Source organism: Dietzia sp. IBK-p2-15D (assembly GCF_057773105.1).
On sequence record NZ_JBYMTK010000003.1, the window covers coordinates 408,178 to 421,244 of the forward strand.

Sequence of the window (13,067 nt, forward strand, 5' to 3'; positions counted from 1 at the left end):
TTCCCCGGAGCCCTTCACACCGTGAGGTCGCAATCCCAGGGCCCCGCCTCCCCCGGTTGGGAGGGGCGGGGCCTTCGCGGTGCCGTCCAGGGCCGACCACAGCGCCTAGCGCAGCCGGCGGGGCCCCTCGTCGGCGCTGAACCTGGGGGGCGGCCCCAGCCGGACCGTTGCGTAGAGCACCGCGAGACCGTCGGGTCCGGCGAGCGCCGGGTCCACCGACAGGCGCCGCATCTCCGGCACGTCCTCTGCCAGGCATGAAACCCGCCCCATGAGCTCCACCAACGCGTCACGGTCCACAGGCGCGTCCCCGGCATACCCGTCGAGGAGCGCTGCGGCCCGGGGCCGGTCGAGCAGGGCGGCCGCCTCGCGGGGTGAGATCGGCAGCGTGCTGAACGCCCGGTCGGCCAGCAGATCCGACAACATCCCGGACAGTCCGAACGAGATGAGGGTGCCGAAGATCGGGTGATCGGCGACCCGGATGGTCACGGCGACCCCCTTGGTCGCCATCTTCTGCACGTGCAGGGAACGTGAGCCCGTCGTGGACTGGAGGAACGCGAAGGCATGCCGCACCGCGGCAGAGTCGACGAGGTCGAGTCGCACCCCGGACTGATCGCTGCGGGTCCGCCACCGGTCACTCATCGCCTTGACCGCCACCGGGTAGCCCAACTCGTCGGCGGCCATCACGGCCTGGTCGACATCCGTCACGACGCGGTAGTCGACGATGTCGATCCCGTAGCACTCCAACAGGGCTCGGACCTGGCCCTGCGTGAGCTCGAACGACTCGGTTCCGGCGTGGAGCTGGCAGAGCGAGTCCACGAGCTCCCGCGCGCGTGCGCGGTCGATGTCCTCGTACTCGGCGGGCTCCTCGGCCGGCTTGTCGAGCCACTCGGCGTACCGACGGGCGCGCACCAGTGCGGACACCGCTCGTTCAGGATACGGGTAGGAGGGTATCGAGCCCCGCGCCGCCACCCCGGACTCGTCGGTCACCGTCAGTCCCTCCGGCAGCCCTTCCCCCGCGAGGAAGGTACTCACCACGGGCTTGCTGCTCTCGCCCGCGGCGGAACGGATCGCCTCGGCATAGGCGTCGGGTTCCGTCGCGACCGGAGGGACGAACACCGTCAGGACCGAGTCGACCTCGTCACGTGCGAGGACGTCCGCGATCGCCTCGCGGAACTCCTCCGGGGACGCGCCGGCACCCAGATCGACCGAATGCGCCACGGTGAAGCCCTGTTGACGCGCGGAGTCCCCGCCGAGGCGTCCGACCGCGGAGGAGTTGCCGACGATGCCGAGGCGACCTCCCGTGGGCAGCGGTTGGTAGGCCAGGAGCGTGGCGGTGTCGAACATGTCCGTGATGGAATCCACCTGGATGAGGCCGGAGTCGCGGAACAGTCCACCGATGGCGTTCGCCGTCAGCCCCTCGACGCCCGACTCCAGATCGTCGGCCGCTCGGCGGACCACCACCACCGGCTTGTTGCGCGCCACGCGTCGGGCGATCCGGGAGAACTTGCGGGCGTTACCGAAGCTCTCCAGGTAGAGCAGCACCACCTCGGTGGCGGTGTCGGTGTCCCAGTACTGCAGCAGGTCGTTGCCGGAGACGTCGGCGCGGTTACCGGCGGAGACGAACGTGGACAGCCCGAGCCCACGTCGGGCCGCGGCGGCGAGGATGGCGATCCCGAGCGCACCCGACTGGCAGAAGAACCCCGTGCGGCCGGGTCCCGGAACGACTTCTGCGAGGGTCGCGTTGAGCTGCACGTCGGGTGAGGTGTTGATCACCCCGAGCGCGTTGGGGCCGACCACGCGCATCCCGTGGGCGCGGGCCTCGCTGACCAGACGCCGTTCGGAGACGACGCCGGCGCTGCCGACGTCCGAGAACCCGGCGGAGATGACAACGAGGGTCGACACGCCCTTCGACAGGCAGTCGTCGAGGACTTCCGACATGGACGCCGCCGGTACTGCCACTACCGCGAGGTCCACGGGATCCGGGATGTCCCTGACGCTCGGATAGGCGCGCACGGACTGCACCGACGTGGCATCGGAATTGACGGGGTACACGGGACCGGAGAACCCGTTGCCGATGAGGTTGCGCAGTACCGTGTGCCCGATCTTGCCCACCTGGTCCGAGGCGCCGATCACGGCGACGGAACTGGGGTTGAGCACACGCGCCAGACTCCGTGCCTCCGCCGCCGCCTCCCGCGAGTTCCGGACATTGGTCAGGGCCTCGGATGGGTCGATCGCGAACTCCAGGTGGAGAGTGGACCCATCGAACGAACGGGAGATCTCGTACCCGGCCCGCCGGAACACCTGGATCATCGACCGGTTCTCGGAGAGCACCTCGGCCTCGAAGTGGTCGATCCCGCATTCGGCCGCGGCGCCGGCCAGGTGCTCGAGGAAGATCGACCCCAGCCCACGCCCCTGATGCTGGTCGGAGATGGTGAACGCGACCTCGGCGAAGGTCGAGTTCGGCAGTCGCTCGTAGATCGCCATGCCGATGACCTCCGCGCCCAACTCGGCGACGAACGCCATCCGGTCGCGGTAGTCGACGTTGGTCATCCGGGCGAGTTCACGGTCGGACAGCACATCGTGCGATCCGAAGTAACGCAGGTAGCGGGTGCGCTCGGACAGGCTGGTGTGGAACCGGGAGATCTTCTCGGCGTCGTTGGGCAGGATCGGCCGCACGCGCACGGCCCGCCCGTCGGATCCGAGTACGTCCGCAGCCCACTCGTGGGGATAGCCCTCCGGGTACTCGTCGACGGAGGTGTCGGTCGACGCGTGCTCGGGTGGGTCCACCGCCGGGGTGGCGTCGGTCGGGTTCTCGGTCACCGTGTCAACGGTCTCGCGGTCGCCGGGGTGCGCCATGGGGTCCTCCAGGGACTGAGGGGTAGGGGGTCGATGAGTCTGTTGCAGCGCCGCCGGTCAGTCGCGGGGATCGTCCGGGTCGAGTCCGAGCAGGGGGTAGACCGAGCGGCGGGTGTCGAGGATCGACTGGTCGAGTCGGGCGAGCGAACGATCCATCTCCACCCCCCGATCGGATCCCGCGGGCTCCCACGGGGTGTAGCCGGGGGTCTCCCCGTCCCCCATCGTCTGCGGGACGCGGTCGGGGACGGTAAACCTGCCGGCCGCGGCCCGCCACTGGTCCGGGATCGCGGTCGCCGGGTCGAGCGGGACCCCCAGCACGGCAGCGATGAGGTGGGTCCACGACCGCGGGACCACCCGCACCAGTTCGTAGCCGCCCCCGCCGATCGCGATGAGTCTCCCTTCGCAGAGTTCGTCAGCCAGCGCCACGACCTCCAGATACGACTGCCGGTGACCGTCGACGGTCAACGAGAGGTCGGCGAGCGGGTCTTCACGGTGCGAGTCGCACCCGGCCTGCATGACGATGATCTGGGGTTCGAACGTCCGCAGCACTCCGGGGACCACGGCGTGGAAGCCCCGCAGCCAGAGATCATCGGTGACCGCGGGGAGGTACGCCAGGTTGACGGCGGTGCCCTCCGCGCGGCCGACACCGGTCTCCGACGCCCAGCCGGTGGACGGCCACAGGGTGGCTGGGTGCTGGTGCAGGGACACCGTCAGGACCCGCGGGTCCTCGTAGAACGCGGTCTGGACGCCGTCCCCGTGGTGGACGTCGATGTCGACGTAGGCGACGCGGTCGTACCCGTTGTCGAGCAACCAGCTGATCGCCACCGCCGCGTCGTTGTAGACGCAGAACCCGGCGGCGGCAGCGGGCATGGCGTGGTGCATCCCCCCGGCGACGGAGACCGCACGCGTCGCGGCCCCGCTGGCGATGGCCCGGGCGGCCGTCAGCGTGCCGCCCGCGACCGCCGCGCTGGCCTCGTGCATCGCCGGGAACGTCGGGTTGTCGGCCGTCCCGAGCCCGTGGCTCATCCCGACATGCTCACCGGGCGGCAGGTCGCCGGCGGCCTTGACGGCGTCGATGTAGCGGGAGGTGTGGACCCTCAGTAGCTCGTCCTCGCTGGCCGACCCGGGGTCCAGCATCTCGACACCCTGCAGGACGCCGAGCTCGGTCGCGAGCGACATGGTCAGATCGAGCCGCCGTGGACTCATCGGGTGGTCAGCGGAATGCCGGTACTCCAGCAATGACGGACTCCACACGACCTTCGCCGCGACGCCGTCCCCGATCCCGGCCATAGCCACCGTCCTCCCGTGGGCCGGGTCGTTCCCGGCCCGAGCACCCCGAGCGAGCAGTGGGGCACGTCACCCGTGAATCTACGCGTGTGGCACCGGGCTCGGCCCCCGATTGTCCGCTCTCCACCCCGGTCGGTGGCCCGACGGTAGTCTCGGAGGCAGAACCCTGACGGCGCCCGCGCCTGCGGGGAGTCGCACACCTATCGACGATCCGACCGTGGAGGACTGCAGCGTGAAGGACCTGGTGGACACCACCGAGATGTACCTCCGCACCATTTACGAGCTCGAGGAGGAAGGCGTGATCCCGCTGCGGGCGAGGATCGCCGAGCGCCTCGAGCAGAGCGGGCCGACCGTGAGCCAGACCGTCGCGCGGATGGAGCGCGACGGGTTGGTCCTCGTGGCCCCCGACCGGCATCTCCAGCTCACCGCCACGGGCAGGGAACTCGCGGTGGGTGTGATGCGTAAGCACCGCCTCGCCGAGCGTCTCCTGGTCGACGTGATCGGACTGGAGCTCGAGAAGGTCCACGCCGAGGCGTGCCGCTGGGAGCACGTGATGAGCGACGACGTCGAGCGGCGGCTCATCGAGGTCCTCGATGACCCCCGGACCTCTCCCTACGGCAACCCGATCCCCGGGCTGGAGCGGATCGGGTACCCCGCCTCCGCCCTCGACGACCCCAACCAGATCAGGCTCTCGGCGCTGGAGAGCGACGTGGCCCACCGGGTCCGGATCCGGGCGATCGGTGAGAACGTGCAGATCGACACGGAACTGATCTCCGAGCTCCGGGCCGCGGGCGTCGAACCGCTCAGAACCGTCACCGCCACCCGCCGCGGGCACCTCGTCGAGCTCGACTCCGGTGAGGGGCGCACGGTGGAACTCGACGGCGACCACGCCCACGCGATCCAGGTCGAGATCGTCTCGTGAAGCTGCTCGTCACCGGCGGCGCCGGGTATGTCGGCGGGGTCTGCGCGACGGTCCTGATCGAGCGCGGTCACGAGGTGGTGGTGCTCGACGACCTGTCCACGGGTAACCGGGACGGGGTTCCCGAGGGGGCGACGTTCGTCGAGGGGGACGTGGCCGTACGCGCGCCGGAGGTTCTCGACTCCTCGTTCGACGGAGTCCTGCACTTCGCCGCGCGTTCCCTCGTCGGCGAGTCCGTCGAGAAGCCCGGGGAGTACTGGCAGGGCAACGTCGTCACGTCCCTGGCCCTCCTCGACGCGATGCGTGAGTCCGGGGTGGGCAACCTGGTGTTCTCCTCCACCGCCGCCACCTACGGCGAGCCCGAGCAGGTCCCCATCACCGAGGACATGCCCACGCGTCCGACCAACACCTACGGGGCCACCAAACTCGCGATCGATCACGCCATCACGTCGTACGCCACCGCGTACGGTCTCGCCGCGACCAGCCTGCGCTACTTCAACGTCGCCGGGGCCTATCACGGTGCGGGCGAGAACCGGGTCGTGGAGACCCACCTCATCCCCCTCGTGCTGCAGGTCGCGCTCGGCCATCGCGCCGATATCAAGGTCTTCGGTGACGACTGGCCCACCCCCGATGGCACGTGCATCCGCGACTACATCCACGTCGCCGACCTCGCCGACGCCCATCTGCTGGCGCTGGAGACCAACACTCCCGGCACCCACCGGGTGCTCAACCTGGGCAGCGGTGAGGGGTTCTCCGTCCGTGAGGTCATCGACGTGTGCCGGGAGGTCACCGGACATCCCATCCCCGACGTCGTCGCCCCACGTCGCGCCGGCGACCCGGCGGTGCTCGTGGCCTCCAGCGCCCGGGCGATCGCCGAACTCGGGTGGAACCCCTCCCGCACCGACCTGCGTACGGTCGTCGAGGACGCCTGGGCGTTCACCGAGGCGCTCGGCGACCGCGCGCACTCGGCTCCGCGCTGACCCGGAGCGGCTCAGGCGGCCGCGGCCACCTGCCTGAGCCGTTCCGGAGACAGGCCCGCGTGCAGGCTGTCGATCAGGAGCCGGGCGAGGGAGTTGCCGGCGTCGGCGTCCAGGGCCGCCGACAGGGCCGACCAGGCGTGCACCCCGCTACCGTCGAAGTAGGCCGCGGCGCCGAGTAGCAGGAGCGCCACCGAGCGTTCGCGCCCCGGCCTCCGACGCGCGACCGCCCACCACACGAGACGTCGGCCGTCGCCGTCGCCCAGACCCCGCTGGGCCAGCCGCCGGTAGATCTCGTCCCGAACCGCGATGACGAGCAGGTCCCGGCCGATTCCGGCGAGCTCGTCGTCGTCGACACTCTCCCCCACCTCCAGTCGACGTGCGGCGTCGTCGTGACGCTCGACCGCCTCGGCCACCACCGCCTCCGCCACCCGACGGGCCCCGTCCACCCGCGGCGGCCCCGACTCGTGGGGATCCTCGTCGCAGGCGTCCGCGTCCCGCACGAGGTACATCCGGTCTATCTCGTCCCGCGAGCCGGCCCGGACCCGGCCACCGTACGCGTGGACCGCGGCGATCTGCGTCGAGTCGGGATCGAGTTGGACCCCACGGACCATCCCGAACAGCTCCACCCACGGTGCGCCCTCGGCGAACTCGCCGACGCCGTAGGCCGCCGCGACCTCTGTGCCCGCGACACCCAGCCAGTACTCGAACGCCGATGCGGCGTCCTCCGCCCGCAAGCCCGCGTGGTAGTCCTCCACGCAGTCCTCGTGCACCACGACCAGATGCACCGACCCGATCCCCTCCCGCGCGCAGAACTGCGCCAACCCGCGCGCGGGACCGGGATCGACAGCCGGGTTCGAGCGCCCCACGGAAGCGTCGTCGGGACCGCCGTCGTGATAACCGTCCACGTCGTCGTCACCGTCGAGCAACTCGTCGTCATCGGGGTTGCCCCGTCCCGCCCCCAGCAACCCGTCGACATCCATACGGACCACCGGCCCCTGCCCGCCGTCGGCCGTCTCGCCGCACAGCACCACCACCGACCCCCGGCCCGGTGGGAACCCGAGCATCGCCGGTATGGAGGCGATCAACTCCTCCGGCGAGGAGATCACCACCGTCGCCCGTCCGTCCGCCCCGTCATCGTCGATCATCTCGCCGGTCGTCATCGTCCTCATCCGTCTCCTGTCTCGCGCGTCCTGGGCCCCGCCCGGGTCCCGGCCCGCAGGTGCCGTGCACCGGTCTCACCATCGAGCACGTGGTCGGCCACCGGAGGCCTGCGGGCGTCCTGTCGCGCCCCGCCTGTGGAGAGGGGGACGACCTGTGGGGAACGGCCGGGGGACCGCCACCGGGGAATCAACCCGGGCGCGGTGTCGTTGTCACAGTTGTGAACCCCGTCCCGGATGGACGACCGGGCGACCCCGTACTCCCGACGGACGGGGTGTGGTGACGAGAGGAGTCGACATGGCCAGGCACAGCGATCTGTACCGAATGATCGAACCCGTTCCCGACCTGCGTTCGGAGGACGGTCGCGGGCCGGTCCTCGTACACGGACTCGAGGGGTTCTCGGACGCCGGCCAGGCGATCCAGGGCGTGGCCGAACACCTCCGCGAAACCCTGGACTCCCAGCTGATCGTCGAGTTCGACGTCGACGAGCTGGTGGACTACCGGTCCCGCCGCCCCCACCTGAAGTACTCGTTCGATCGGTTCTCCGAGTACGACCAGCCGACGATCCAACTGCACGCCGTCAAGGCCACCGACGGCACGTCGTTCCTGTTGCTCTCGGGCCTCGAACCCGACCTGAAGTGGGACGGCTTCACCAACTCCGTGATCGATCTGGCCGCCACCTTCGGCGTCCGCATGTCGATCGGACTCGGGGCCATGCCGCTGGGCGTGCCGCACACCCGGCCGACCAACTCCAGCGCCCACGCCAGTGATGTGGACCTCATCCAGGGGTTCACCGCCTGGCCCGGCGAGTTCTCCGTGCCCGGCAACGTGACCTCACTGCTCGAGCTGCGGATGGCCGAGCACGGGATCCCGTCCGCGGGCTTCACCGTGCACGTCCCCCAGTACCTCTCCCAGACCGCGTACCCCGCGGCGGTGCTCAACCTCGTCGACAACGTCTCGCGGCTCGCGGACCTCGAGCTGCCGACCACCGGACTGGAGAAGGCCGCCGAGGAGTTCACCGCGCAGGTCAACGCGCAGATCGAGAACAACCCCGAGGTCCTCACCGCCGTCGAGCTCATGGAGAAGCAGTACGACCAGTTCATGGAGACGCGCCTGGGCTCCGACTCACTCAACCCCGGCGGCAAGCCGTTGCCCTCCGGCGACGAGATCGGTGCCGAGTTCGAGCGGTTCCTGGCCCAGCAGGCCGAGGACGACGGGTCGGGCCGGGGCCCGGAGATGAACGGCTGACCGACCTCGGCGACTAGGCTCGGACCGGTGCATCTGCCCCACCTCCTCGCCGACCTCGACGACGTCCCCGCCGACCTGCACGACGAGGCGGTGTTCGACGCGTTCGTGGCGTGGGCCGCCGACCGGGGGCTGACGCCGTACCCGGCGCAGGAGGAGGCCGTCCTCGAGATCGCCGCCGGCAGCCACGTGATCCTGGCCACCCCCACCGGCTCCGGCAAGTCCCTCGTGGCGCTGGGGGCCCACTTCTCGGCGATGGCACGAGGTGTCCGCAGCTACTACACCGCCCCCATCAAGGCGCTCGTCAGCGAGAAGTTCTTCGCCCTGTGCGAGGTCTTCGGCGCCGAGAACGTGGGCATGCTCACCGGCGACGCCTCGGTCAACGCCGACGCCCCCATCGTCTGCGCCACCGCCGAGATCGTCGCCAACATCGCCCTGCGAGAGGGGTCGGCCGCCGACATCGGCCAGGTGGTGATGGACGAGTTCCACTACTACTCCGAGCCGGACCGCGGGTGGGCCTGGCAGGTGCCGCTCATCGAACTGCCCGACACGCAGTTTCTACTCATGTCCGCGACCCTCGGGGACGTCGACTGGTTGCGGGAGGACCTGCGTCGGCGCACGGGTCGGGAGTGCGTGCACATCGGCGGCACCGAACGCCCCGTCCCCCTGTCGTTCGAGTACGAGCTCAGCGGCGTCCACGAGACGGTGGAACTGCTCCTCCGTGACGGCAAGGCCCCCGTCTACATCGTCCACTTCACCCAGGCCGCCGCACTCGAACAGGCCCAGGCGTTGACCTCGCTCTCGGTGGCGACCAAGGAGCGCAAGGCCGCGGTCTCCGAGGAGATCGGCGGGTTCCGGTTCAGCACCGCGTTCGGCCGCACCCTGCGCAAACTCCTGCTCCACGGGATCGGCGTCCACCACGCGGGCATGCTCCCCAAATACCGGCGGCTGGTGGAGCGGCTGGCGCAGGACGGCCTGCTCACCGTCATCTGCGGTACGGACACCCTCGGCGTCGGGATCAACGTGCCCATCCGGACCGTGCTGTTCACCGGCCTGACCAAGTTCGACGGCCGTCGTCAGCGGGTCCTCAAGGCCCGCGAGTTCCACCAGATCGCGGGCCGTGCCGGTCGGGCCGGGTTCGACACCGAGGGGTTCGTGGTGGTGCTCGCCCCCGAGCACGAGATCGAGAACGCCAAGGCCGCCGCGAAAGCCGCCGCCAACCCCAAGAAGAAGGCCAAGGCGGGCAAGAAGAAGCCCCCCGAGGGGTTCGTCAACTGGTCCCGGTCGACCTTCGACAAGCTCGTCGGCGCGCAGCCGGAGCAACTGACCAGTCGCTTCGAGGTGAGCAACTCGATGCTGCTCAACATCATCTCCCGACCCGGCAGTTGCTACGACCACATGCGGCACCTGCTGTTGTCCTCGCACGAGACCCGCGCGCGGGTACGTCGGCACGTGCTCCGCGCGATCGAGCTGTTCCGCGGGCTGGAGGCCGCCGGGATCGTGGAACGGCTCCCGGAGCCCGACGGCGACGGGCGGCACGTCCGGCTGACGGTGGACCTCCAACGGGATTTCGCGCTGAACCAGCCGCTGGCGCCGTTCGCGATCGCTGCGATGGAGGTGCTCGACCCGGAGTCCCCCACCCCCGAGCTGGACCTGGTCTCGGTGATCGAGGCCGTGCTCGACGATCCCCGGCCGATCCTGTACGCCCAGCAGCGCCAGGCCCGTGGGGAGGCGATCGGGGCGCTCAAGGCCGACGGGGTCGAGTACTCCGAGCGCATGGAGTTGGTCGAGGACATCTCGTGGCCCAAGCCGCTCGGGGACCTCATCGCCGACGCCTACGACGCCTACCGCGCAGGGCATCCGTGGGTCGCCGGGATCGAACCGTCACCGAAATCGGTCATCCGGGAGATGGTCGAACGGGGCATGACGTTCTCGGACCTCGTCTCGGCCTACGGGCTCGGCCGCTCCGAGGGAGCCGTCCTGCGCTACCTCACCGACGCCTACCGGGCACTGCGCCAGACCGTCCCCGCCGACCGACGCTCCGAGGAGTTCGAGGACCTGGTCGAGTGGCTGGGCGAACTGGTCCGACAGGTGGACTCGAGCCTGCTGGACGAGTGGGAGCTCCTCACCGACCCGGATGTGTCGTCCGCCCAGGTCGCGGAGCTCGCGTTCGGTGAGTCCGCCGGGAACACCAGGCCCGTCACCGCGAACAGGCGCGCGTTCCGCGTGATGGTGCGCAACGCGATGTTCCGCCGCGTCGAACTGCTCTCGCGCGACGACATCGAGCGGTTGGCGGAACTTGACGCCGACGTGCCCGACCACCCCGACTGGGACTCGGAGATCGACGCCTACTGGGACGAGTACGACGCCATCGGAACCGGTCCGGCGGCCCGTGGCCCCGCACTGTTCACGGTCACCGAGTCGGGCCCCGGCGTGGAGACCAATACGTGGCGGGTCCGGCAGGTGCTCGACGACCCGGAGGGCGACCACGGTTGGGCGATCGAGGGTGTGGTGGACCTGGCGGCCTGCGACGAGGCGGGCGAGGTGCGTTTCGCCTCACTCGCCCTCCACGGGTGAACCCGCCCCCGACCTGGAACCTACCCGCGCGGCCCGGGTCCGTAGCATGTGCGACGAACCCCGACCCGATCGATGGAGGACAGTTGTGACCCCCCGCATCCTGTACAAGAGACTCGCGCTCGCGGAGGTGGTCACCTGGACGCTCCTGATCCTGGGCATGATCGGCAAGTACGGCTTGGGATTCGACTGGGCGACCATGGTCGGCGGCAGCGTCCACGGGTTCGTGTTCCTCTGCTACGCGGTGGCCACCGTCGCGGTCTGGACCGACAAGCGGTGGACCGCAGGGACCGGTGTCCTCGGTCTGGCCTCCGCCGTGATCCCCTATGCGACCGTCCCGTTCGAGCGGTCGGTGGAGCGTCGTGGACTGCTCGACGGCCCGTGGCGGGTCGGCCCGGAGGGCGACGCCCCGCGTACGCTCCCGGAGCGCGTGCTGGCCTTCGCGGTGCGGTCGCCCGCCCTCGCGTTGGTGGCGACGCTCGTCGTGGTGGCGATCGTGTTCTCGCTGTTGCTGATGGCCGGCCCGCCGACCGAGTGGTTCTCGTGACCCCCACCCGCGAACCCGGCCGCCGGGAGTTGAACAAGGCCGACAAGCAGCGGCGCATCCACGCGGCCGCCCGCGACCTGTTCACCCGTCGCGGCTACTCCTCGGTGACCACCCAGGAGGTCGCCGATCTGGCCGAGGTCGGGACGGGGACGCTGTTCCGGTACGCGCAGTCCAAGGGCGAACTGTTGTGCATGGTCGCCAACGACGAGTTCCGCGCGATGGTCGAGACCGTCCCGGCCACCGGCGACCCGGTGAACGATCTCGTCACCCTGTGCGAACCTCTCCTGGTGGCGCTCGACAGGCAGCCGGAGAACATCGCGGCGTACCACCGCGAGACGCTGTTCGGGGAGCCCGGGCCGCACCGCGCGGAGGCGCAACGCATCCTCGGAGAGCTTCGCGACCTCATCGCCGGCGTCCTCGCAGGTCACTCGGGCACTTCCGCGACCGCGGACGACCTCGCCGGTCCGGCCCAGACCGTGTTCGACGTGCTCTACATGACCATCGTGCGGTGCGGGGTGGAGCGCTCCCCCGTCAGCGACAGCCGCGGGACTGTCACCGAGCAGGTCCGCCACGTGCTCTACGGCGTCCTGCCTCCGGCCGCCACGGGTTCCGACTGACCACACCCACCCCGGTGTGGGGCGCGCCACCGCGTCGGGCGAGACTGACAGCATGACCGAGGTTGACCAGAGCACCGCCCGCCCCGTCAAGGACGCCTCCACCGTGATGGTGATCCGCGATTCCACCGCCGGCCCGGAGGTGTTCGTCGCCCGCCGCGTCAAGGGTATGGCGTTCGCCGGTGGGATGACCGTCTTCCCGGGTGGAGGGGTGGACGCCGCCGACGACGACCCCGACCTCGCGTGGACGGGCCCGGCCCCCACCTGGTGGGCCGAGCGCCTCGGGTGCGACGAGCCGCGGGCCCGCCGGCTGGTCTGCGCCGCCGCCCGGGAGACGTTCGAGGAGTGCGGTGTCCTGTTGGCGGATCACCTCGACGGAGCCGCGGTCTCGGATGCCGGCAGGTACCACTCGGCCCGGGCCGAGCTCGAAGCCCACGAATTGTCGTTCAGCGGCTTCCTGGAGCGGGAGGAGCTCTCGCTGGCCGCCGGCCGTCTCCGTCCGTTCGACCACTGGATCACTCCCGAGGTCGAGAAGCGCCGGTACGACACCCGGTTCTTCCTCGCCGCACTGCCGGGCGGGCAGGAGCCGGACGACCTGACCACCGAGGTGGACCTGACCATGTGGGCCCGCCCCGTGGACCTGCTGGCGGACTTCCGTACGGGCCACTCGATGCTGCTGCCGCCCACCTGGACCCAGCTACGCCACCTCGCCGAGTTCGCTGACGTCGACTCCGCACTGGCCGCGTCCCGGACCATCGCGCCGATCCAACCGGAGATCATCGAGCACCGCGGCGGCATCAGGGTCGGGTTCGACGGCTCCGACGAGTACTGGTCGGACTATCAGGCAGGGCATCCGCCGACCGGGAACTGACCGGCGCGCGCCGGGA

At 70.4% G+C, this 13,067-nt stretch carries 10 protein-coding genes; 7 read left to right on the top strand and 3 right to left on the bottom strand.

All coding sequences use genetic code 11. From position 1 onward, the window contains the following. Nucleotides 1-105: 105 nt before the first annotated feature. Together AC3DEV_RS07135 and AC3DEV_RS07140 are read right to left on the bottom strand one after the other, a co-directional pair. Nucleotides 106-2,856, bottom strand: coding sequence for a bifunctional acetate--CoA ligase family protein/GNAT family N-acetyltransferase (locus tag AC3DEV_RS07135; RefSeq protein ID WP_488371672.1), 2,751 nt, complete (start codon nt 2,854-2,856; stop codon nt 106-108). A gap of 57 nt (nt 2,857-2,913) precedes the next feature. After that, nucleotides 2,914-4,146: an acetoin utilization protein AcuC gene (locus AC3DEV_RS07140; RefSeq protein WP_096905527.1), complete on the bottom strand. Its 1,233-nt coding sequence runs from the start codon at nt 4,144-4,146 to the stop codon at nt 2,914-2,916. Between the two features lie 229 nt (nt 4,147-4,375). On the opposite strand from AC3DEV_RS07140, the gene AC3DEV_RS07145 reads away from it, so the two are divergent. Both AC3DEV_RS07145 and galE read left to right on the top strand, forming a co-directional pair. Further along, nucleotides 4,376-5,065, top strand: coding sequence for an iron-dependent transcriptional repressor DtxR (locus AC3DEV_RS07145; RefSeq protein ID WP_069390229.1), 690 nt, complete (start codon nt 4,376-4,378; stop codon nt 5,063-5,065). Then, nucleotides 5,062-6,042, top strand: a complete 981-nt coding sequence (gene galE / locus AC3DEV_RS07150) for a UDP-glucose 4-epimerase GalE (protein ID WP_069390204.1) — start codon at nt 5,062-5,064, stop codon at nt 6,040-6,042. The genes AC3DEV_RS07145 and galE overlap by 4 nt, the downstream gene beginning before the upstream one ends. Before the next feature lie 11 nt (nt 6,043-6,053). Here galE and AC3DEV_RS07155 read toward each other — a convergent pair whose 3' ends face one another. Continuing rightward, nucleotides 6,054-7,211: a DUF4192 family protein gene (locus AC3DEV_RS07155; RefSeq protein ID WP_488371673.1), complete on the bottom strand. Its 1,158-nt coding sequence runs from the start codon at nt 7,209-7,211 to the stop codon at nt 6,054-6,056. A gap of 286 nt (nt 7,212-7,497) precedes the next feature. On the opposite strand from AC3DEV_RS07155, the gene AC3DEV_RS07160 reads away from it, so the two are divergent. From AC3DEV_RS07160 to AC3DEV_RS07180, 5 genes are all read left to right on the top strand, one after another. Continuing rightward, entirely contained in the window at nt 7,498-8,448 is a 951-nt protein-coding gene (locus AC3DEV_RS07160) for a proteasome assembly chaperone family protein (protein WP_067715823.1), read from the top strand. A gap of 27 nt (nt 8,449-8,475) precedes the next feature. Beyond that, nucleotides 8,476-11,022 carry a DEAD/DEAH box helicase gene (locus AC3DEV_RS07165; protein ID WP_159148027.1) on the top strand — a complete coding sequence of 849 codons (2,547 nt, stop codon included), beginning with the start codon at nt 8,476-8,478 and terminating at the stop codon, nt 11,020-11,022. Nucleotides 11,023-11,107: 85 nt separating this feature from the next. Next, the gene (locus AC3DEV_RS07170; protein WP_096905531.1) at nt 11,108-11,566 is read left to right on the top strand and encodes a DUF3817 domain-containing protein; all 459 of its coding nucleotides are present in this window, start codon (nt 11,108-11,110) and stop codon (nt 11,564-11,566) included. After that, nucleotides 11,563-12,183, top strand: a complete 621-nt coding sequence (locus AC3DEV_RS07175) for a TetR/AcrR family transcriptional regulator (RefSeq protein ID WP_067715815.1) — start codon at nt 11,563-11,565, stop codon at nt 12,181-12,183. Before AC3DEV_RS07170 ends, AC3DEV_RS07175 begins: the two co-directional genes overlap by 4 nt. Before the next feature lie 52 nt (nt 12,184-12,235). Then, entirely contained in the window at nt 12,236-13,051 is an 816-nt protein-coding gene (locus tag AC3DEV_RS07180; protein ID WP_067715878.1) for an NUDIX hydrolase, read from the top strand. Nucleotides 13,052-13,067 lie beyond the last annotated feature (16 nt).

What these genes read in the sequence shown, in the direction of transcription:
- AC3DEV_RS07155 (WP_488371673.1), bottom strand. Translation starts at nt 7,211, where the DNA reads ATGAGGACGATGACGACCGGCGAGATGATCGACGATGACGGGGCGGAC.
- AC3DEV_RS07140 (WP_096905527.1), bottom strand. Translation starts at nt 4,146, where the DNA reads ATGGCCGGGATCGGGGACGGCGTCGCGGCGAAGGTCGTGTGGAGTCCG.
- AC3DEV_RS07180 (WP_067715878.1), top strand. Translation starts at nt 12,236, where the DNA reads ATGACCGAGGTTGACCAGAGCACCGCCCGCCCCGTCAAGGACGCCTCC.
- AC3DEV_RS07160 (WP_067715823.1), top strand. Translation starts at nt 7,498, where the DNA reads ATGGCCAGGCACAGCGATCTGTACCGAATGATCGAACCCGTTCCCGAC.
- AC3DEV_RS07135 (WP_488371672.1), bottom strand. Translation starts at nt 2,856, where the DNA reads ATGGCGCACCCCGGCGACCGCGAGACCGTTGACACGGTGACCGAGAAC.